This is a genomic window from Pedobacter sp. P26 (assembly GCF_050632135.1).
In the GTDB taxonomy this organism is placed as follows: domain Bacteria; phylum Bacteroidota; class Bacteroidia; order Sphingobacteriales; family Sphingobacteriaceae; genus Pedobacter.
The window spans coordinates 1,392,273-1,412,889 of the sequence record NZ_CP192574.1 but is presented as its reverse complement, the minus strand read 5'-3'; the positions used below and the strand labels follow the sequence as shown (position 1 = coordinate 1,412,889).

Annotated in this window: 17 protein-coding genes; 2 read left to right on the top strand and 15 right to left on the bottom strand. The window is 39.3% G+C overall.

What is annotated here, in order from left to right:
- Positions 1 to 94 precede the first annotated feature (94 nt).
- From ACQ86H_RS06640 to sucD, 5 genes are all read right to left on the bottom strand, one after another.
- Positions 95 to 2,479 (bottom strand): ribonucleoside-diphosphate reductase subunit alpha, encoded by a 2,385-nt coding sequence (locus ACQ86H_RS06640; RefSeq protein ID WP_138818154.1) that lies wholly within the window; start codon positions 2,477 to 2,479, stop codon positions 95 to 97.
- Between the two features lie 168 nt (positions 2,480 to 2,647).
- Entirely contained in the window at positions 2,648 to 3,619 is a 972-nt protein-coding gene (locus ACQ86H_RS06635; protein WP_090501671.1) for a ribonucleoside-diphosphate reductase small subunit, read from the bottom strand.
- A gap of 452 nt (positions 3,620 to 4,071) precedes the next feature.
- Complete coding sequence (locus ACQ86H_RS06630; protein ID WP_138818155.1) at positions 4,072 to 4,452, bottom strand: septal ring lytic transglycosylase RlpA family protein; 381 nt, start codon at positions 4,450 to 4,452, stop codon at positions 4,072 to 4,074.
- 144 nt (positions 4,453 to 4,596) lie between these two features.
- The gene (locus ACQ86H_RS06625) at positions 4,597 to 5,100 is read right to left on the bottom strand and encodes a methionine-R-sulfoxide reductase (protein ID WP_138818156.1); all 504 of its coding nucleotides are present in this window, start codon (positions 5,098 to 5,100) and stop codon (positions 4,597 to 4,599) included.
- A gap of 344 nt (positions 5,101 to 5,444) precedes the next feature.
- Complete coding sequence (sucD, locus tag ACQ86H_RS06620; protein WP_090501663.1) at positions 5,445 to 6,317, bottom strand: succinate--CoA ligase subunit alpha; 873 nt, start codon at positions 6,315 to 6,317, stop codon at positions 5,445 to 5,447.
- A gap of 820 nt (positions 6,318 to 7,137) precedes the next feature.
- Here sucD and ACQ86H_RS06615 point away from each other — a divergent pair.
- The gene (locus tag ACQ86H_RS06615; RefSeq protein ID WP_246862629.1) at positions 7,138 to 7,563 is read left to right on the top strand and encodes a cupin domain-containing protein; all 426 of its coding nucleotides are present in this window, start codon (positions 7,138 to 7,140) and stop codon (positions 7,561 to 7,563) included.
- A gap of 69 nt (positions 7,564 to 7,632) precedes the next feature.
- Entirely contained in the window at positions 7,633 to 8,322 is a 690-nt protein-coding gene (locus tag ACQ86H_RS06610) for a VIT1/CCC1 transporter family protein (protein ID WP_138818158.1), read from the top strand.
- Between the two features lie 341 nt (positions 8,323 to 8,663).
- Here the strand turns inward: ACQ86H_RS06610 and rlmF are convergent, their stop codons facing one another.
- From rlmF to ACQ86H_RS06560, 10 genes are all read right to left on the bottom strand, one after another.
- Positions 8,664 to 9,632: a 23S rRNA (adenine(1618)-N(6))-methyltransferase RlmF gene (gene rlmF, locus ACQ86H_RS06605; protein WP_138818159.1), complete on the bottom strand. Its 969-nt coding sequence runs from the start codon at positions 9,630 to 9,632 to the stop codon at positions 8,664 to 8,666.
- 289 nt (positions 9,633 to 9,921) lie between these two features.
- Complete coding sequence (gene dctA, locus ACQ86H_RS06600; RefSeq protein WP_210419380.1) at positions 9,922 to 11,199, bottom strand: C4-dicarboxylate transporter DctA; 1,278 nt, start codon at positions 11,197 to 11,199, stop codon at positions 9,922 to 9,924.
- A gap of 98 nt (positions 11,200 to 11,297) precedes the next feature.
- On the bottom strand, positions 11,298 to 12,140 hold the full coding sequence (locus tag ACQ86H_RS06595) for a cyanophycinase (protein WP_431294230.1): 843 nt from the start codon (positions 12,138 to 12,140) through the stop codon (positions 11,298 to 11,300).
- Positions 12,140 to 13,165, bottom strand: a complete 1,026-nt coding sequence (locus tag ACQ86H_RS06590; RefSeq protein WP_431294229.1) for an isoaspartyl peptidase/L-asparaginase family protein — start codon at positions 13,163 to 13,165, stop codon at positions 12,140 to 12,142. Before ACQ86H_RS06590 ends, ACQ86H_RS06595 begins: the two co-directional genes overlap by 1 nt.
- A 1-nt stretch (position 13,166) precedes the next feature.
- Positions 13,167 to 14,255, bottom strand: coding sequence for a cyanophycinase (locus ACQ86H_RS06585; protein ID WP_138818162.1), 1,089 nt, complete (start codon positions 14,253 to 14,255; stop codon positions 13,167 to 13,169).
- Between the two features lie 55 nt (positions 14,256 to 14,310).
- Positions 14,311 to 14,784 (bottom strand): RagB/SusD family nutrient uptake outer membrane protein, encoded by a 474-nt coding sequence (locus tag ACQ86H_RS06580; RefSeq protein ID WP_431294228.1) that lies wholly within the window; start codon positions 14,782 to 14,784, stop codon positions 14,311 to 14,313.
- A 35-nt stretch (positions 14,785 to 14,819) separates the two neighbouring features.
- Positions 14,820 to 15,698: a RagB/SusD family nutrient uptake outer membrane protein gene (locus ACQ86H_RS06575; protein WP_431294227.1), complete on the bottom strand. Its 879-nt coding sequence runs from the start codon at positions 15,696 to 15,698 to the stop codon at positions 14,820 to 14,822.
- Between the two features lie 10 nt (positions 15,699 to 15,708).
- The gene (locus ACQ86H_RS06570; RefSeq protein WP_138818164.1) at positions 15,709 to 19,017 is read right to left on the bottom strand and encodes a SusC/RagA family TonB-linked outer membrane protein; all 3,309 of its coding nucleotides are present in this window, start codon (positions 19,015 to 19,017) and stop codon (positions 15,709 to 15,711) included.
- Positions 19,018 to 19,157: 140 nt separating this feature from the next.
- Positions 19,158 to 20,330, bottom strand: coding sequence for a FecR family protein (locus tag ACQ86H_RS06565; protein WP_138818165.1), 1,173 nt, complete (start codon positions 20,328 to 20,330; stop codon positions 19,158 to 19,160).
- A gap of 94 nt (positions 20,331 to 20,424) precedes the next feature.
- Complete coding sequence (locus ACQ86H_RS06560) at positions 20,425 to 20,589, bottom strand: sigma factor-like helix-turn-helix DNA-binding protein (protein WP_431294226.1); 165 nt, start codon at positions 20,587 to 20,589, stop codon at positions 20,425 to 20,427.
- Positions 20,590 to 20,617 lie beyond the last annotated feature (28 nt).

The following is a 20,617-nucleotide window of genomic DNA, read 5'->3' as shown; positions in this document are numbered from 1 at the left end:
AATAAGGTTTTGAGCGTTTGCCCAAAACCTTACTTAATTTTGAATATTTAATCGGCAAGCAAGCCTTAAACCTTCCGCCTTCCTACCCTCTACCTTATCCAGAGCAGCTGATACAGCCTTCTTCCATTGAACAAACTGGTCCGTCAACGATTTCTTCTGCCACCTGATCTTGTGTCATTTGAGCAGGAATAACCGCTTCAATTGCCTTACCACCCTGGTTTTCTACTGTAAATTTAACCGCTTGCGAAGCTGCTTGTGTACGCAGGTAATACATACCGGTTTTTAAACCTTTCTCCCATGCATAGAAATGCATCGAAGTTAATTTTGAAGTATTAGGTGCGTTTACGAACAAGTTTAATGATTGCGATTGGCAGATATAAGCACCACGGTCGGCTGCCATATCGATGATGTTACGCATTTTGATTTCCCAAACGGTTTTGTATAATTCTTTGATGTAATCAGGAATGGTATCAATAGCCTGGATTGAACCGTTAGCCAATATGATTTGGTTTTTCATGTCGTTGTTCCACAAACCTAATGCAACCAAATCTTTCAATAAGTGTTTGTTTACCACGACAAACTCTCCACTTAATACACGACGGGTATAAATGTTTGAAGTATATGGCTCGAAACATTCGTTATTACCTAAAATCTGCGAAGTAGAGGCAGTTGGCATTGGTGCAACCAATAATGAGTTGTACACACCATCTTTAACTACTTTTTTGCGTAACGCATCCCAATCCCAACGGCCGCTATCTGGTGTTACATTCCATAAATCGAACTGGAATTTACCTTTTGATAACGGAGAACCTTTAAAAGTTTGGTAAGGACCATTTTTCACAGCTAAATCATGCGAAGCCGTCATTGAAGCAAAATAAATCGTTTCGAAAATGTCTTTATTTAAACGTTTAGCCTCATCACTTTCGAAAGGTAAACGCAATAAGATAAAGGCATCAGCCAAACCTTGTACACCTAAACCAACCGGACGGTGACGCATGTTTGAATTTTCGGCTTCCTGTACAGGATAATAGTTATGATCGATGATTTTATTCAGATTTAAAGTAGCCTGATAAGTTACATCGTATAATTTCTGGTGATCGAAAGCACCGTTGATTACGAAACGAGGCAATGCCAAAGAAGCTAAGTTACAAACGGCAACTTCATCTTTAGAGGTATACTCGATAATTTCGGTACACAGGTTAGAACTTTTAATGGTTCCTAAATTCTGCTGGTTAGATTTGCTGTTTGCAGCATCTTTAAATAACATGTATGGTGTACCAGTTTCGATCTGCGAATCTAAGATGGCAAACCAAAGTTCCTGAGCTTTAATGGTTTTACGGCCACGGTTTTCAGCTTCATATTTAGTATATAAATCTTCGAATTCCTTACCAAAACAATCTGCTAAGCCTGGTGCTTCGTGTGGGCAGAATAAGGTCCAGTCGCCATTATCTTTAACACGTTGCATAAACAAATCGTTAATCCAAAGGGCATAGAACAAATCGCGGGCACGCATTTCTTCTTTACCGTGGTTTTTACGAAGATCTAAGAATTCGAAAACATCTGCATGCCAGGGCTCTAAATAAATAGCAAAGGCACCTTTACGTTTACCTCCACCCTGATCTACATAACGTGCAGTATCGTTAAATACACGTAACATTGGAATAATACCATTACTTGTACCGTTTGTACCGCCAATGTACGAGCCAGTTGCACGGATATTGTGGATACTTAAACCAATACCACCAGCACTTTGCGAAATTTTAGCCGTTTGCTTTAATGTATCGTAAATACCTTCGATGCTATCATCCTGCATGGTTAACAAGAAACAAGATGACATTTGAGGTTTTGGTGTAGCAGCATTGAACAAAGTTGGTGTAGCATGTGTAAACCAACGCTCGCTCATTAAGTTATAAGTTTTGATGGCGCTTTCGATATCTTCTTTATGGATACCAACAGAAACGCGCATAAACAAATGTTGCGGGCGCTCTACAATCTGACCGTTAACTTTTAAAAGGTAAGATTTTTCTAAAGTTTTAAAACCGAAATAGTCGAAACCAAAATCGCGGTCGTAAATAATAGAACTATCTAAAATATCCTTGTTTTTTTCTATGATCTCATAAACATCATCAGCGATAAGAGGAGCCTCTTTCTGCGCTTTCGGGTCGAAATATTCGTACAACATTTTCATCGTACCCGAGAATGATTTAGTGGTATTTTTATGCAGGTTCGAAACCGCTATACGCGATGCCAGCAGCGCATAATCAGGGTGCTTTGTCGTTAACGAGGCAGCAGTTTCTGCAGCAAGGTTATCCAGCTCTGATGTAGTAACCCCATCATATAAGCCTTCGATTACCTTTTTGGCCACATCAATCGGGTCTACAAGGTCTGAATTTAAACTATAGCACAACTTTTGAATACGCGCTGTGATTTTGTCAAATTGCACCGCTTCTTTGCGGCCATCTCTTTTTAGTACGAACATATTTTATGAGATTTTTAGTTAATATTTAGTAGCGAGTATGAAGTATCAAGACTTAATGACCGCTTTATATTTTTTTGTTATTTATTTATTTATTAGTATCAGGTAGCAAGATTTGAGTAGCAAGTAACTAGATTAAACCTTCCGCCTTCTACCTTTTAGCCCTCTACCCTAGAAGTCTTCGTCTAAAGAAAACGCCTGTTTATTATTATCAGCAGCAGTTAATACACCACTTTTCTGATAATCGCCCACACGTTTCTCGAAGAAATTAGTTTTACCCTGTAATGAAATCATTTCCATAAAGTCGAATGGATTGGTTGCATTGTAGATTTTTTTGTAACCCAGCTCCTGTAACCATCTGTCGGCCACAAACTCGATATATTGACTCATTAATTTTGCATTCATACCAATAAGTGCAACTGGCAGAGCATCGGTAATAAATTCTTTTTCAATTTCAACCGCATCGCTGATGATGCCATGTACTTGTTCTTCGCTGAGTTTATTGCTCAACATGCTGTATAACAAGCATGCAAACTCGCAGTGAGAACCTTCATCTCTTGAGATTAACTCATTACTGAAAGTTAATCCAGGCATTAAGCCACGTTTTTTTAACCAGAAGATAGAGCAGAAACTTCCGCTGAAGAAAATACCTTCAACTGCAGCAAAAGCCACTAAACGTTCGGCAAAAGTTCCGTTTTCAATCCAGCGTAAAGCCCATTCTGCTTTTCTTTTTACCGCAGGCACGGTATCAATCGCATGGAACAAACGGTCTTTTTCTTCAGGATCTTTAATATAAGTATCGATTAATAAAGCATAGGTTTCGGCGTGAATGTTTTCCATCATAATCTGAAAACCATAAAAACAACGTGCTTCTGGCAATTGAACCTCACTCATGAAGTTTACGGCAAGGTTTTCGTTTACAATACCATCACTAGCAGAAAAGAAAGCAAGGATATGCGAAATGAAATGTCTTTCGCCATCATTTAAATTGTCCCAGTGTTTCTGGTCGTCAGAAAGATCAATCTCTTCTGCTGTCCAAAAACTAGCTTCGGTCTTTTTATACATTTCCCAGATTGCCGGATACTTGATCGGCAAAAGCACAAATCTGTCTTTGTTTTCTTGTAGTAATAATTCCTGTTCCATACGCTGATGTTTTTAAATCTATTTTTAACAGAGCCGACAAAGACACGCATCCATCAATTTTATATGATGATTGTAATGTCTTTTATCAAAACGCTGTTGTGAAAGTGCTAACCCTTTTGCTTGGCGAACAACTGAATTTTTAGTTAAGGAAATTTAAAATTACAATCGGGATGTTGTATGTATAAACTACTAAAAATTAAGCTTTTATATTTGTTTCCAAACGCAAGAAGTTAAAGAACTTTGTTATAACAAATATATATACGCCGGTCCTTTTTAGTGTACCAAAGTTGTTAACACCCCACCCAATTACTGGGGAAAAACGATCAGCCAAATATCATTTTCAAGCGAAAAAAACCTAATCGTTTCTTTTCAAGGGTTTAGCAAACTAAAATGAGTGTTAATAACTTAAATTTGAGGGGTATAACCAAGGTAAAATAGAGCTAAAAGGAGTATTACTCAGCCGTATAACTGAGGCTTACTTTAGCGATGCCTTTACGGTATATACCAATCTGTTTTGCAGCACGTTCAGATAAATCTATGGCTAATCTTTTAGAGAAAGGACCACGGTCATTTACCTTTACTATAACCGATTTTCCATTATCTGGATTGGTTACTGTAACCATGGTACCGAATGGCAGGGTACGATGGGCGGCCGTTAGTTTTTTTGACCGGTATTTAGCGCCACTGGTGGTTCGGCGGCCTTCGAATTTTCTGTGGTAATAAGTGGCGAGAACTGTTTTTTTGATGCTATCCGGTTCGTTTGAGGAATCAGAATTTTGTGCTTTACCTTGTAAAAACAGGAAACAAAAACTTAATAACAACAGATACTTCATAGGCTAAATTTTCTTTATCGAGCCTGCAAATATAAGCATTTAGTTTATAATCAATAATTTGTGGAAAAACAGCCCGGCTTTGTGCACTAAAAAAGGCGTACAGCTTGTCGCCATACGCCTCTACCTAACCCATCTACATCCACCTTATTTTTTATCCGGCACAAAATTCATTGAGATGGAATTTACACAATGACGGGTGTCTTTATTGGTAAATCCTTCTCCTAAAAATACGTGACCAAGATGCGCGCCGCAATTGGCGCAAACTATTTCTGTACGCGAACCATCTGCATCAGGAATACGCTTTACCGCGCCTTTAATTTCGTCATCGAAAGCAGGCCATCCGCAATGTGCATCAAACTTACTTTCCGAACGGTATAAGGCCGCATTACAACGTTTACAGGTATAAGTTCCTTTATCTGTTGTATGCTCGTATTTACCTGTACCAGGGTATTCCGTACCTTTATTTACGATTACTCTTTCTTCTTCGGGTGTTAATGGATTCCAGTTCATTTTCTTCTTTGGTATGATTTGTTCTGTTTCCTTTGATTGTTTTGCAGCTTCTTTATCTTGCTTTTGTGCACAAGCAGAAAGACCTGTTATTAAAACAACAGCAGAAAGCAAAAATAGTTTATTTAACATCGTTTTCATATCTCAATATACGCTATAGATTCTGTTTTGGTTTGATGGTTTAAGAGAATTAATTACTGTTTACTTCACCCTGACAAAGTTTGATGAGTATCCTCTTTGTGCTGTCTCGCTTCTAGAAGAGTGGGAAACAAAGTGAAGTGGCTTTAACCCAAAGTTAAGCTTAACCAAAGGCATTAAGATTCCTGCCTGCGCAGGAATGACGAAACGAAAAACAATAATAAAGCCCCTACTTTGTGCTCTTTGCGCCTTCGTGGTCAAACCCAATCTTTGCGAATTTTGCCGTTAAAAACAAAAAGCGCCTCGAAATTAATCGAAACGCTTTTCTATAAAAAGATTTTTAAATCTTATTTTGCTAATTCTTCTGCCATTGCAGCACCGATTTCAGCAGGACTTTCTACTACACGGATACCACACTCACGCATGATTTTCATTTTAGCAGCTGCAGTATCATCAGCACCGCCAACAATAGCACCTGCGTGGCCCATTCTACGTCCCGGAGGCGCAGTTTGACCAGCGATGAAACCAACAACAGGTTTAGTACCGTGTTCTTTGATCCAACGGGCTGCTTCAGCTTCCATACCACCACCAATTTCACCAATCATGATGATACCGTGCGTTTCAGGATCGTTCATTAATAATTTTACCGCTTCTACAGTTGGTGTTCCGATAATTGGGTCACCACCGATACCAATAGCTGTAGTGATACCTAAACCAGCTTTAACCACCTGGTCTACCGCTTCGTAAGTTAAAGTTCCTGATTTAGAAACCACACCAACGTGACCTTTTTTGAAGATAAAACCTGGCATGATACCAATTTTAGCCTCATCAGCAGTAATTACACCCGGACAGTTAGGGCCAATAAGCGTAACATCACGGTCAGCAATATATTCTTTAACCTGAATCATATCCTTTGTAGGGATACCTTCGGTAATACAAACAATAACTTTAATGCCACCTTCGGCAGCTTCCATAATTGCATCAGCAGCAAAAGCCGGTGGTACAAAAATGATAGATACATTTGCACCCGTTTGATCAACGGCATCTTTAACAGTATTAAAAACAGGCTTTTCTAAATGCAATTGCCCACCTTTGCCAGGTGTTACACCACCAACTACGTTTGTACCGTATGCCAGCATCTGCTCAGCATGGTAAGTTCCTTCGTTTCCGGTAAAACCCTGAACGATAACCTTAGAATCTTTATTTACTAAAACGCTCATGTATCAATATTTTTTTGTGCAAAGCTAATATTATTGAACTGGAATTCAAATCTAAAACCATATTATTTAGTCCGTTTTTTCAGGAAAATGTAAGGATTCTTTACTTTAGTGAAGAAAGACCAAAGTGGGAAGACCAAAGCGGAAAAAAGTTAAAAGCACGAGGCGAGAAATAACCACCGTCATAACAAATTTAGAATTACTGCTTTTAAAACAAGCCATTCGGTTATAAAACTGGCAGCAGCGAACACGTAGTGCAACAAAGTAAAGCGGATGGCAGGACTGCAAGGCCAAGAAAACTGAATGTTTGTTTTCAAATTAAAATATCAACATTAAGGATTAAGAAATGAGCAGTTCAGCGCTTTTGGAGAGCTGCACTCCCGCTCTCCGTTCTCTCCAATGAAGAATTGGAACCACTGCGATCAGGTTTAGGGAACAAAGTTTGGCCGTTCCTGGCACCATATCAGGAGCAAGCCCTTGGGTATAAACCCGACAGGAACGGCAGCCTCCGATTTTTCTATCGGAGCTACAGTGGATGGCGGGACAGAACCTGACCTAAGCACTACGAAACATTCGTTTTCAAATCAAAAGCTCAACATTAGGATTAGAAAACGAACACTTCAGTTCTTTTGGAGGGATTCAGTACCGCTCTCCGTTCTTTCTGATGAATACAGATGTAAAAATCGGGAGAAACAACCGCGATCCAGGTTTAATAACAAAGGTTATACACTTTTGGCAACATCCGGTGAAAACACTTAAATTTACCTTTAAAGCTGAAAGACCAAAGCGGAAAGACTAAAGCAAAAAGCTAAATAATATCAAGATGAAAAAATCCATATTAGTTGTAATCGTTGTTACTGCAACCTTCATTTCGTTTAAAGCATCTGCACAAAATAGCGATACTACAAAATATATCCTCCAAAACGATGTCGAAGTAGCGAAAGAAGAATCCGGCACGCACAATGGCGGAGGGAAAACCATTGGTTTCAATTTTTTCGATAAGGCTAAAAACCTCAAAACGGTATTCAAAAAACGAACTTTAAAACCGGGGTCATCTATCGGTTACCATTTGCAAAAAGAAGATGAAATTTATTATGTAATCAGCGGAAACGGAACCATGCAAATGAATGGAAAAATTTTTGCAGTTAAGCCTGGCGATGCGATTTTAACGCGTCCGGGCAGCTCGCATGGCATTGCACCCAATGCGGGCAACGACTTGACCATTTTGATTGTTTATGAAAAGAAATGATGATATTAGAAGAATAAGGGTCCTTCGACTCCGCTCAGCCTGACAAAAACAGATAACACATCACCAAAAATGGAACTAGAAAAGCATTATACAAATAGAACAGGCTGGTTAAGGGCCGCTGTACTGGGCGCCAATGATGGTATTATTTCTACGACCAGTTTGGTGATCGGTATAGCTGCTGCGAGTGATACGAGAAGCCCCATTGTACTGGCGGCTTTGGCCGGTTTAGTGGCAGGCTCATTATCGATGGCTGCTGGTGAATATGTTTCGGTAAGCTCTCAGGCCGATATTGAAAAAGCAGATCTGGCCCGGGAGAAAATGGAACTCGAAACCATGCCCGAAGTGGAACTTAAAGAGCTCGCGAAAATATATGTGGTCCAGGGATTGGATGAAGATTTAGCCATGCAGGTAGCAGTACAGCTTACCGGGAAAGATGCTTTGGCCGCGCATGCCAGAGATGAACTAGGCATTAACGAAATTACGCAGCCAAAACCGCTTCAGGCAGCTTTTGCATCTGGCGCATCTTTTATCAGTGGCGGCATTTTACCTTTTCTGGTTGCTTTTTTTGCCCCGATAAAATCGATGGTGTTTTATCAATATGGTTTCGCCATTGTATTTTTAGCTTTATCTGGCACAATTGCAGCTAAAGCAGGGGGATCAAATGTAATTAAAGCAGTAATTAGAATCTGTTTCTGGGGAACGGTGGCAATGGTGGTAACCGCTTTAGCTGGATATATTTTCGGGGCTAAGACGAGTTAGTTTTCAGTTGGCAGTCTACAATTTTCAGTAAACAGTTCTATAGTTTCAGTAATCCCATTCTTAAAAAGCTTGACAGTTTCGGCAGTTAATTACCAGCCTTTTATAAACAACTTAAAGGATTATAAATCCTTAGCTCTCGAATCGGAATTGCAAATCCGACTAACTAAACGAAAAATAAGCTAGTGATTCTAATCATAATAAACAATATCCAAATTCCAATGTTCAAACGAAATCAACTTTAAACAAAAATGCCGAATGAATTAATATCCACTCGGCATTACTATATCATTTGCCTGGGTTATGCGCTCAAAACTAAAAACTCCAAACTGGAAACTCCAAACTTAGGCCTTCCATCCTTTAACCCACTCCGCCTGTGCAGCTTCATCATGGAAAGTCCAGGCTACGAAACGGCTTATTTTTTGTCCCTGGCTCATTTGCACGGTACGTACTTCAAAAGCATCTGCCTTAACCAGATTATTGTAAATACTTTTTAGGTTTGCACTTTTAGAAACCAGTGAACTGAACCATAAAACCTGATTTTTGATTTGCGCGCTCTGGATAATGATCTGTTCTACAAAGGCACGTTCTCCACCCGGGCACCACAGTTCGGCCTTGTTTCCACCAAAGTTCAATACATGTTTTACTTCTTTTTCGTTTCCGCCCAGGTTGCGCCATTTCTGGCGGGTGCCTTGCTCAGCTTCTTTTAAAGAAGAATGGAACGGTGGATTACAAACAACAGCATCAAAATGCTCTGTTCTGCCCACAATCCCTCTAAAAATACCCATTTTTGATGATTGCTGACGGATTTCTATCGCACCTTGCAGTGGTTTGTTGGCTTCGATAATGCGTCTTGCCGATTCAACCGAAAGCGGATCTATTTCTGAACCTACAAAGTTCCAGCCATATTCTTGGTGACCAATGATCGGGTAAATGCAGTTGGCACCTACACCAATATCAAGTACATTAATTTTAGCGCCTTTTGGATTTTTTCCTTTATTGCTCGAGCCCAAAAGATCAGCTATATAATGGATATAATCTGCCCTGCCCGGAATAGGTGGACAAAGAAAATCCAGAGGGATATCCCATTGCTGGATATCGTAAAAGTATTTCAGCAATGCCCTATTTAATGCTTTTACAGCATTTTGATCAGCAAAATCGATCGAATCGTCGTTATGCTCGTTTTTAAAAACGAAACGTCTTAATTCTTTTGAAGTTGCAATAAGTTGTTTGAAATTGTAACGCGAACGGTGTTTGTTGCGTGGGTGTAACTCGCTTTTTTCTTTGCGGTTATTTTGTTCTTCTTGAGCCAATGTGCTATGGATTAATTAAACAAGCTGTGTGCATGTTTCTGCTGCAAAGATAGGTAAAAAAGGTGAAGGCACGAAGGTTGAGGGTAGAAGGGTTTATCGAGCGCTCGTCATGCTGAATTTATTTTACAAGCAGAAGTAGTATTTTAAATTGCCTTGTAGCCACTACATGGTCAGCATCTTTCTTGCTATTAAGACCCTGAATTCAGGGTGACGCTTCGAGAGAATAACTCCAACCTAACCATTTGCTTTCGACTCCCTTAACGCCTTACGCCAAACGCTCAACTCCAGCCTAACCTTCCTCTACTTTTTCCATCGTTATGGGTTGAATCGCTTTCAAATATTTTTCCTGGTCAAACTGGTTTTCACTTTTAGCAATTACGATGGTGGCCACTCCGTTTCCAATTACATTGGTTATAGCCCTAGCTTCACTCATAAAACGGTCTACACCAATTAATATGGAAATATGTTCAACAGGCATAATTTTTAAGGCAGTAAGGGTTGATACCAATACAATAAAACCACTTCCGGTTACGCCTGCGGCACCTTTAGAAGTAACCATGAGCACGCCTAAAACCGTAATCTGCTGACCTAAGGATAAATCGACATGAAAAACCTGGCAAAGAAATATTACTGCCATGGCCAGATAAATTGCCGTTCCATCAAGATTAAAAGAATAGCCAGTAGGAATAACCAAACCAACAACCGATTTATCGCAACCGATGGCTTCCATTTTCTGCATCATGCTCGGCAGGGCTGATTCGGAAGAAGAAGTACCCAGCACGATTAAAATTTCCTGTCTGATATACTTCAGGTATTGCCAAAGACTAAATTTATAGTATTTACAAATTCCATTTAAAACAATAAAAATGAACAGGATGCAGGTTAAATAAACTGAGCCCATTAGTTTAGCCATGCCCACTATACTTTCCAAACCATGCGTACCAATACTGAAAGCCATCCCTCCAAAAGCCCCAATTGGCGCTAAACGCATAATTACTTTCATAATTTTAAAGAGTACTTTCGATATTTTATCGAAGGCGTTTAAAAGGCTTGTTCCCTCTTCGCCCAATTTATTCAGACCATAACCAAAAAGAATCGCAAACAGCAAAATCTGTAAAATGTTACCCTCTGCAAAAGCAGCAATCACATTATGTGGAATAATATGGAGGAAGAATTCGGCCCAGTTCATATCCTTCGCCTGTTCTGCATAACGGGTAATTTTTGTGGCATCACCCGCTTTAGCTACCATTCCGGCACCCGGCTTTAGAACATTAGCGACCAATAAACCAATTGCAATGGCTACTGTGCTTACAATTTCGAAATACAACAGTGCTTTGCCACCTACCCTGCCTACTTTTTTCATATCGCCCATGTGTGCGATTCCCAAAACAATAGTAAAGAATATAATTGGCGCAATTAACATGCTAATCAGGTTGATAAAACCCTCACTGATTAATTTAGCAGTTGGCGCAAAACCAGGAAAATAGGTACCCACGCTAATCCCTATGATGATGGCCACTAAAACCTGAAAGGTTAAATTGGAGAATATTCGCTTTATAAAAATCATCTACTTGATTTGAAGAATGAAATATAAAGATATTTTTTAAATAAAAAAGCGTGATCCGACTGCTCAGAACACGCTTCCAATTTATCAGAGTGGATAATTTAAGGTTTAATGTCGATTACATCCCCGGCGGTAAAAATGCCAAAATCGACCTGTTTAAACTTTAACAAACCTTTATCCGTCTTTTTAAGTTCCTTCGGATTTGCCAAACGGATTACCTGACTTTCGCCTGCAACGGTTGCCTTATTGCCATGAACTATAATGGCGGTACTTTCATCAATACCAACGCAAATCAGATCCGGATGGGCAGCTAAGGCAGAGATTAAACGGTTGTAACGGTTGCGTTTTAGAAAATGCTGATCGATGATGGTATTTTCCAATAACCCCATTCCCGGGGAAAATTCGATATTTTTGCCCCACAGCTTATTAAAGGTTTCTTTATAAACCGTATCCAAAAGCTGTTGGCCCGTAATCATATATTTGCTCATTACAGCGGCACCGGCACTGGTTCCGGCAATGGTAGCACCACTCTGGTAAGCTTTATGGATAGCGGTATAAACTGGGGTATTCAGTACAGATTTCATGAAACGGTTCTGATCACCTCCTAAAATATAAATCAACTTTGCACGAGCGAGAGAATCAACCCACTTTTTATCATTTACATCGTGTTTGCTAAAATTGAAGTTCCTGATCAATCTCTGATCAAGCTTTCTTAATTGGGTAGCGAGGGTATTAAAACCAGCATCTGGAATTTCGCTCGCCATGGGTAATACAACAATATAATCATTTGCTTTCAAAGCAGCGGTGTTCAGCATTTCCGTCATTAATGCATCGGAACGGTTGCCACCACCAATAATAAAGAGGTTACCTTTAGCCGCATTATTTTGCGCATTTGCCAATAGTGCAAAACTGGCAAATAACAAGCTTAAAAATATTTTCTTCATTATTTATAAATGTTTACTTCAATTTTTCCATCTGCAGTTACCGTACCTCTGTACATCCCTTCGGTATTAAATGGCATGGCTACGTTGCCCTTTTTATCAAGCGCAATTAAACCACCGTCTCCGCCCATTTTACCTACTTTATCCAATACGATTTTAGACGCTTCGGCAACCGATAAACTTTTGTATTCCATTAAATCGGAAATGGTTTTAGCCACAACATTACGGATGTAAAACTCACCCCAGCCTGTACAGGAAATACCAGCTGTTTCATTGTTGCAATAGGTTCCTGATCCGATAATTGGCGAATCGCCAACGCGTCCGTATTTTTTATTGGTCATCCCGCCTGTTGACGTTCCTGCAGCCAGATTCCCGGCTTTATCTAAGGCCACACAACCGACTGTTCCGAATTTGTAATCGTGATTAATTGTCCCTAAAAGAGAAGACTTTTTACTACCATGATCCAAAACGGCTTTAGTTGAATCTTCTTTAATGGCTTCCTGCAAACCATCCCAACGTTCTTTTGTCCAAAAGTATTTAGGATCAACGATTTCCAATCCTACTTCTTTCGCAAATTTATCCGCTCCATCTCCAAACATCATTACATGTTCCGATTTTTCCATCACTGCCCTTGCAGCAGAAATCGGATTTTTGATTGTGGTAACGCCAGCAACTGCACCAGCCATTAAGGTTTTTCCTTCCATGATGGCTGCATCGAGTTCATTTCTGCCATCATGGGTAAAAACAGCACCTTTACCCGCATTAAAATGCGGATCGTTTTCGAGCACGTGGATGGTGGCTTCGACAGCATCTAAACTTGATTTACCTGCTTTAATTTCAGCATAACCTGCATTTAGCGCCTTTGTCAGGGCAGCCACGTAAGCCGCCTCTTTTTCTGGTGTCATGTTTTTCTTCAGAATCGTACCTGCACCACCATGAATCACCATTACATATTTTTTCTGCTGTGCAGCAACATTTAATGCGAATACTGAAATAATCAGTACCACAACTAATTTTAATGCTCTCATTTTATTGATCTTTTTTATTTAATACACCATTATCTATCCACCACCAGTACCATTTTCCACCACTGGCTTCGTTTGCTTTAAAGTTAGCAACATTAAAGTTTCCGCCACCATTAACCGAAGCAGGAATTTCATAAACAGAAACCGCTTTTTCTGCATTATTCCAATTTACCTTCTTGTTCGTTTCGAACTGTTCTGGTTGCTTAGCTGCATCCGGAACAATGAAATAAGCATAACTGTATGGCCTGGTGGCTGAATAATCGCCGAAAACCTGTGCTTTTCCAGTTGCATCGATACAAACTGCTGTCCGCTCGTCTGCCGCGATACATTTAGCCTGTACAGAAAAATCTTTGCTGATCCTGCCTAAAAACACAACAGATCTTCCTTCCCGATCGCGCGTTAAATAATGCTGATCGGTAATTATATTTTGAAGGTATGGCGCTTTCAGGAAATCGTTATTGTATAAAGTAACATTAGCATCGTATGGATTTGCCAGCGCCTGGGCAGAGGTTACCCCGCCTGTTTCGCCACTGTAATAAAAACCACCCAAAATGGCGCAACCTGCACTGGTACCACCAACGGGTACTTTTTTATCATTTAACAGATAATTTAAAGCCAGCTCGGTTTTAGTTCCTTTCCAATATTTCATATAGTCAGACTGATCGCCACCAGCAATAAAAACCATTTCGGCGTTGCGGATTATGTAAGCAACTCCATCATCATTAGCCAATTCCCTCGAATTGATTAATAATGTTTCTACAGAATTTACAGTTCCTAACGCGTTTACAAAGGGATTATAGCCATCAGTTCCTGTGGAACGGAGAATAACCACATCTCCTCCTCCACTCCTTGCTATCATCCATTTAAATGCGGCTTCTACATCTGCACCACCACCCATTAGTACCATGCCTCCGGTAACTGGTTTAACAACGTTGGCACTATCGCCAATTATACCAATAGAACCTGGCCTGTTGGGCTTTGATACTGTCCCTCCAGTATTTGCCGGAACGATTGCTGTTGTACCATCCGATTTACCGCAGCCGATAGATGAGATGCAAAAAACCATCAAAAGCACAAGAAATGATTGTTTCATAATAAAAATTTAAATATACCGGGAGAGAAATAAGTTCCCCCGGCAAAAAAACTTCCTAGTATTTAGGGTTTTGGATAATATTTTTGTTAACAGATATTTCTGTTGCAGGAATTGGCAATGCATATTGCGCCTGGGTTGGAGACAAAGTGAGTGCACTTTGCGTTGCGGCGACATCGGCGGCAGTTCTTTCGATTACCATATTTCTACGTCTCAAATCAAAGAAACGATGACCTTCAAATGCTAACTCTTTATATCTTTCATCATAAATAGCACTAATTAAAGCCGTTTTATCTGCAAATACTGCATTAACATAACCATTAATTCTTGCTGCACGTAAGGTATTAATATCTCCTGCCGCATCGCCTGTAGTTTCTGCCCTGGCTTCTGCCCTGATCAGGTACATTTCGCCGGTTCTAAATTGTTTTACATCTGATAAACCAGGTGCAGATGAAGTTCCACCGATATATTTATTTACCAGATATTTAGATTTTGTGCCTGTACGTGTATTATCGAATTTAATGTAAGGCACAAACCTGATGTCATTTGTCTGATCGAATGTTGCAATTAATTTAAATGAAGGCGCATATAAAACATAGCTACCCGATTGTCTGAAAAGAAATCTCCGGTTCTTGAATCACCGGTTACCCGTTTTAATTTCCAGACTACTTCAGCATCATTTGCATCGGTCCAGATACCAGGAAACTGTGCTTTGGTAGCCAAAGGTAAAGCATTAATTACTTCAGTTGAGTAGGTAATGGCATCAGCCCAGTTTTTTTCGTACAAAGCAACACGTGCCTGAATTGCCGAAACTGCAGTTTTCGTAATCCTCGTTTTATCGGTAAAGGTTGCCGGAATTAATGCTTTTGCTGCGATTAAATCTGTTTTTGCTTTTGCAATTACAGCCTCAAAAGTTTCTCTGGCTGGATAAATGATAGCAGATTTTTGCATATAGGTTACCCCTAAGGCGCCTGTTTGATAGGAAGATGCGTAAGCCCTTAACAATTCGAAATGCAAATAGGCCCGGAGCGCCAGTAACTCACCTTTATAACGATCGGCCAAAGCAATATCTGTTCCCGTAAAAGTTAATTTTTCCATTGCTTCTAAAACCCGGTTAACCCTATCAATAGCTGTATAATTTGTATAGTACAATCCGGTAACAGAACCATTAGACCCATTGTACAGCCACCTGAATGCATCGCTGTTTCCTACTGTATTTTCTTGCGGATATATGGCTTCGTCAGAAACGATTGAACTATAGCTTAATGTAGAATAATCAATTGGTGCATAAGCGCCAATTACTCCTAAATTAACATCTGTAATGTTCCTGAATGCTTGTTCAGGTAAAATTAAATCTGTTGGCTTAAAATCTAGTTTGGTACAAGATGCTACCAATAATACTACTGCCAATAACACAGTGCATTTTGTATATATTTTGTTAATCATAACTTACTTATTAAAAGTTAACATTAATTCCTGCAGTGTACGTTCTGGTATTTGGATATTGAAAACGTCCGAAAACATCATTGTTTTCAGGATCCAAACCTCTCCAACTGGTCCAGGTAAATAGATTCTGGCCCTGAACAAATACTTTAACACCTTTGATGATTTTAGTTTTTTCCAAGATCGATTTAGGTAAAGTATAACCAATAGTTACATTTCTTAATCTTAGATAAGAAGCATCCTGAATATCTTTCGAAGTGAAATTTCTAGGGATATCAAATCTTTGTAAAATGGCATCATCTCCGGTATCGCCGGGGTTTTGCCAACGATTATACAACATCCTTACCGATTGGTTACTGGTACGATAGGTCCTGTTTTCGTTATAGAAATCTTCATTATTCCAACGCATTACATTGCTTACAAAAGAAAACAGCGCAGAAGCCGTTATTCCTTTATAACTTAATGAGGTATTGAATCCACCGGTAAATGTCGGGTACATGCTGCCAGAATTTGTGGTACTTTGGGTATTCGCATTGTACAGTGTAGTAATACTGCCATCAAGGTTATAATATTGAGCCTCTCCGGTCTGCGGGTTTACACCTGCCCAATCTGGCGCAAAATAAGTTCCATAAGGCAATCCAACTTTTATAATTCTCGAATCTCCATCAGGGAAATTATCAGTTACATCGCTCACGCGTAAAATCATGTTTTTATTGTAGCCTGCATTAGCGCCAACTGTCCATATAAAATCTTTGGTTTTAATTACATCTCCGCTAACGTCAAATTCGATACCCCTGTTTCTCATTTTACCCGAACTTAAAGGCAAAGTTGCATAACCTGCAACGGCCGATGGAGGCTGATTGATGAACATATTGCTGGTAATTTTATTATAGAAATCGCCACTCAAACGTAATCTGCTGCTTTTAAACAAACTCAGGTCGAAACCAGCATTAAATGTACTTACGTACTCCCAGTCGTAATCTATATTACCTGCGGCAGTTGCCCTAATCCCAACATTACCGCCATAGGTAGTATTACCGTAGGCTTGCTGGTAATCGAAATTGCCGCCAAATGGACTTGCTGCAGTTCCGTAACTTACCCTAACACTCAGATCTGAGATAATTTCTAAATTTTTAAGATAATCTTCCTGTTTAGCATTCCAATTGGCACCTACAGAATAGAAACCATGCCATTTATTTTTTTCGACAACAGTTGTAGAACCATCATAACGGTAGCTTCCGGTTAAAGTATATTTACGATCGTAGGTATAACGGCCAATGCCCATAAATGATGCCATGGCATTTCGTGTTTTACTTCCGGAAAGTGATGGTAAGAAAACCGTGCTTACGGTTATGCCAGCAGGTGTTTCCGGTAAGCGATCATCTATACCAAACCCTCTGTAACCGAAAGATTTATAGTCATTGTATATATACTCGTACAATGCCGAAAATTCAACATCGTGTTTACTATCAAATGTTTTAGCAAAGGTTAAACCACTTGTAGATACTATGCCAAAATTTCTACGGCTAATCTCATCTAAACGGCCTTTTCCACCCAGGGTATTTGCAACAGATCTAGAGCCGTAATAAGAATTTGGATTAACATAGTTTTCATCTGATGAATTTCTATAATCGATACCAAATCTGGTAGTTGCCTTTAATGATGGTAAAATCTGATAAGCAAATGAACCGCCAACTATGGCTTTAAACTGATCGGTTTTATTACTGGAATTTAGCAAACGTTCCAGGGCCAGGGTTCCTTCACGCTGATCCAAAATATTATACTTAGGCAGACTACTAATACCTGGATGCACCAGCGTACCATCGAAGGCATAGGGTTTCTCATAAGGCAATGCATAATAAACTGCAGACATTGGTGTGCCTGCCGTAGTAGCGCCTTCTCCATCAATAAAAGTAGATTGAGAATAACCTAATGATACGTTCACGGCCCCACTAAATTTATCATCATTAAAGTCTAAATTACTTCTGAGTGCATAGCGGTTAAGGCCTGTATTTACGGCGACACCTTCCTGGCTGTAATAATTTAATGAGTTATAAAAACGCAGTTTATCATTACCACCGCTAATACTCACCTGTTGTTCCTGAAACTTACCTTTTCTGAAAAAGATATCTCTCCAATCGGTATTAATCTGCCTTAAACTATCTAAAATAAAATCTGCGCGGCCTCTTGATGCTGCCGTTCCTGCTGCGTAAGATGGGTTTTTCGGAGAATATGTCCATCCCGGGCCAATGTTCACCCCTGTTAAGCCAATTTCTTCTTCAAACTGTAAACGCTCACTGGTATTCATCATTACAAAGTTTGGCCTGCTCAGATTAGAAAAACCATACTGTGAATTATAGCTTACAGAAACACTACCTGCCTTGCCTTTTTTAGTGGTATAAACAATTACCCCGTTAGCCCCCCTCGAACCATATAAAGCGGTAGCTGATGCATCTTTTAGCACTGTTGCTGATTCTATATCATCAGGGTTAATGGTTTGGAAATAGCCTGCCTCGATAGGTACGCCATCCAATATAATCAGTGGCCCCCTAACACCATTAATGGTACCGATTCCTCTAATTACAACAGATGCACTTGTACCTGGCTGGCCTGAAGTTGAGATAACGCTCATGCCCGGCACACGCCCCTGCAAGATCTGATCTAAAGTTAAACCCGGAACCTGATTAATTTTATCGGAAGTAACCAGAGAACTTGCTGCTGCAGATTGCGTTTTTTTATAACTGGTATAACCTGTTACTACAACATCATTTAATGTACCAGCCGACAAACTTAATTTAAGAGTTCCCAACTGGCTTTTGGCTGCTACTTCCCTATCCGTATAACCAATATAAGAAATAACCAGAACGGCATTTTCATCAACATTTCTGATGACAAAATTTCCATTATTATCGGTAACTGAAACAGCCGGTTGGCCCTTAACTTTTACTGAAGCACCTGGCATAGGATTGTCTTTTTCATCAACAATTTTGCCACTAACATCAATTGCTTTAGTGTTGTTGCTTTTTGCAATGGGCATAATTAAAATGGTATTTTCTTTAATCTCCCAGCTAAATGGCTGAGTTTTTAAAACCTGATTGAGTACCTCTTTGATCTCTGCATTTTTAAGATCGATGGTTACCGGTTTCGATTGTTTTTCGATTAAATCGGCATCATACAGGAAGAAATACCCGCTTTGTCGTTTAATTTCTTTTAAAACGCGTACAAGCGGCACGTTCCTTTGGTTTATGCTAATGTTTTGGGAAAATGCCAAAGCACTTACCTGCACGCATAAAACCGTCATTAGAATAATAAAAAGTTTCATAGTCCTAATAAATGGTTGGTTTAAATAGTTTGTAATACAGCCCACAGCCTTTGGGGCATCGGATTGATTACCTTGAGTGTAAAAGTTCATACATTCAGTTTGGTTTAGGTGTAAATTGATTGATTAGCTTGCGAGCGGTTTTATTTTTCCGGTAATACTTTTAAATTTCTTCCATCTACAATCTCGAACCTGATACTTCCGGTTTTCTCCAACATCTTTAATACTTCAGATAGTTTTGCCTTACGCGGAACCATACCGTTAAATTTTTTATCAGGAACTGAGCTATAATCTATATTGATATCGTACCACCTTTCTAACTGACTTAAAATACTTTTCAGATTGGCATTATTGAATTGGAACAAACCATTTTTCCAGGCGGTTTCATCATCCGTATCTACATTGGCAGCCAACCTGATGCTGCCATTGCCCGAAATATCAGCAACAGACTGCTCTCCTGGTTTTAAAATCCTGGTCGATTTACCATTGCTTACCCGAACACTTCCTTCGAGCAAAGTGGTTTTAATAGTGTTATCGTCCATGTAGCTATTGATATTGAAATGCGTACCCAATACTTCTACATCCTGATTATGGTTTTTAACATGGAAAGGTTTTGCTTTATTTTTAGCCACTTCGAAATATGCTTCGCCGGTGAGTTCTACGGTACGTTGGCTACCTACAAATACTTCAGGATATTTTAGAGATGAAGCAGCATTTAACCAAACTCTTGTACCATCGGGCAGAATAACCTGATATTGCCCACCTTTTGGCGTTTGAATAGTATTAAATGCTGATGCGTTTTTTAAATCTTTTTGATCAAGAATGGTATATACCAACTGCCCATTTTTTGTCCTCGAGATTCTTAAACCATTGGTATCGCTAATATTTGCAGCGGTGTGCTCATCCAAAATAACCTTTGATCCATCGGCAAGGGTTAAAATCGCTTTATCGGTACCTGGCAAAATATCTAAAACTTTATTTCCTGCAAGTTCATTTTTAGGCAATGGTGCAGTTTTATGCAGAAAAACAAAAGTGATTCCAGAAATTAAGAGCAATATGGCTGCTGCGGAAATGTATTTATAAAGTGGATTTATTTTAGGCTTTTGTATGCCATTAATTTTAGATTTGATGGCCATTAAATTAGCTTCACCCATTTTGGCTAATTCATCAGCATCAGTTTGATCCAGAACGTTCGGGTTCTTATCTAAGTATTGATAGTATTTTTCTACAAAAAGAATTTCATCAGCAGTTGCTGTTCCCGAAACATAACGTTGAATGATTTTCTGCAGTTCTTTTTTATTGTTAAAAGGGATCATTTTTTTCTGACTTTTATATAGATGTACCAGAAAGCATAAAATATCCCAAAAGAATTTTAAAATATTTTAAACAAAATTAAAACAGGGCTAAAACTTATTTGGAAATTGCAGTAATAACGACAGAAACTACTAAAAACAGATGGGTTAACCTGAAACGCAAAGCGTGGGTAGCTGTGGTTAATTGATTTTGAACCGTTTTTTGAGAAATATTGAGTTCGATAGAAATTTGTGCGGTCGATAAACCGTCAAAATAGTGCATTAAAAATATTTTTCGGCGCTTTTCGGGC

What these genes read in the sequence shown, in the direction of transcription:
- ACQ86H_RS06640 (WP_138818154.1), bottom strand. Translation starts at nt 2,479, where the DNA reads ATGTTCGTACTAAAAAGAGATGGCCGCAAAGAAGCGGTGCAATTTGAC.
- ACQ86H_RS06635 (WP_090501671.1), bottom strand. Translation starts at nt 3,619, where the DNA reads ATGGAACAGGAATTATTACTACAAGAAAACAAAGACAGATTTGTGCTT.
- ACQ86H_RS06630 (WP_138818155.1), bottom strand. Translation starts at nt 4,452, where the DNA reads ATGAAGTATCTGTTGTTATTAAGTTTTTGTTTCCTGTTTTTACAAGGT.
- ACQ86H_RS06625 (WP_138818156.1), bottom strand. Translation starts at nt 5,100, where the DNA reads ATGAAAACGATGTTAAATAAACTATTTTTGCTTTCTGCTGTTGTTTTA.
- sucD (WP_090501663.1), bottom strand. Translation starts at nt 6,317, where the DNA reads ATGAGCGTTTTAGTAAATAAAGATTCTAAGGTTATCGTTCAGGGTTTT.
- ACQ86H_RS06615 (WP_246862629.1), top strand. Translation starts at nt 7,138, where the DNA reads ATGAAAAAATCCATATTAGTTGTAATCGTTGTTACTGCAACCTTCATT.
- ACQ86H_RS06610 (WP_138818158.1), top strand. Translation starts at nt 7,633, where the DNA reads ATGGAACTAGAAAAGCATTATACAAATAGAACAGGCTGGTTAAGGGCC.
- dctA (WP_210419380.1), bottom strand. Translation starts at nt 11,199, where the DNA reads ATGATTTTTATAAAGCGAATATTCTCCAATTTAACCTTTCAGGTTTTA.
- ACQ86H_RS06595 (WP_431294230.1), bottom strand. Translation starts at nt 12,140, where the DNA reads ATGAAGAAAATATTTTTAAGCTTGTTATTTGCCAGTTTTGCACTATTG.
- ACQ86H_RS06590 (WP_431294229.1), bottom strand. Translation starts at nt 13,165, where the DNA reads ATGAGAGCATTAAAATTAGTTGTGGTACTGATTATTTCAGTATTCGCA.
- ACQ86H_RS06585 (WP_138818162.1), bottom strand. Translation starts at nt 14,255, where the DNA reads ATGAAACAATCATTTCTTGTGCTTTTGATGGTTTTTTGCATCTCATCT.
- ACQ86H_RS06575 (WP_431294227.1), bottom strand. Translation starts at nt 15,698, where the DNA reads ATGATTAACAAAATATATACAAAATGCACTGTGTTATTGGCAGTAGTA.
- ACQ86H_RS06570 (WP_138818164.1), bottom strand. Translation starts at nt 19,017, where the DNA reads ATGAAACTTTTTATTATTCTAATGACGGTTTTATGCGTGCAGGTAAGT.
- ACQ86H_RS06565 (WP_138818165.1), bottom strand. Translation starts at nt 20,330, where the DNA reads ATGATCCCTTTTAACAATAAAAAAGAACTGCAGAAAATCATTCAACGT.
- ACQ86H_RS06560 (WP_431294226.1), bottom strand. Translation starts at nt 20,589, where the DNA reads ATGCACTATTTTGACGGTTTATCGACCGCACAAATTTCTATCGAACTC.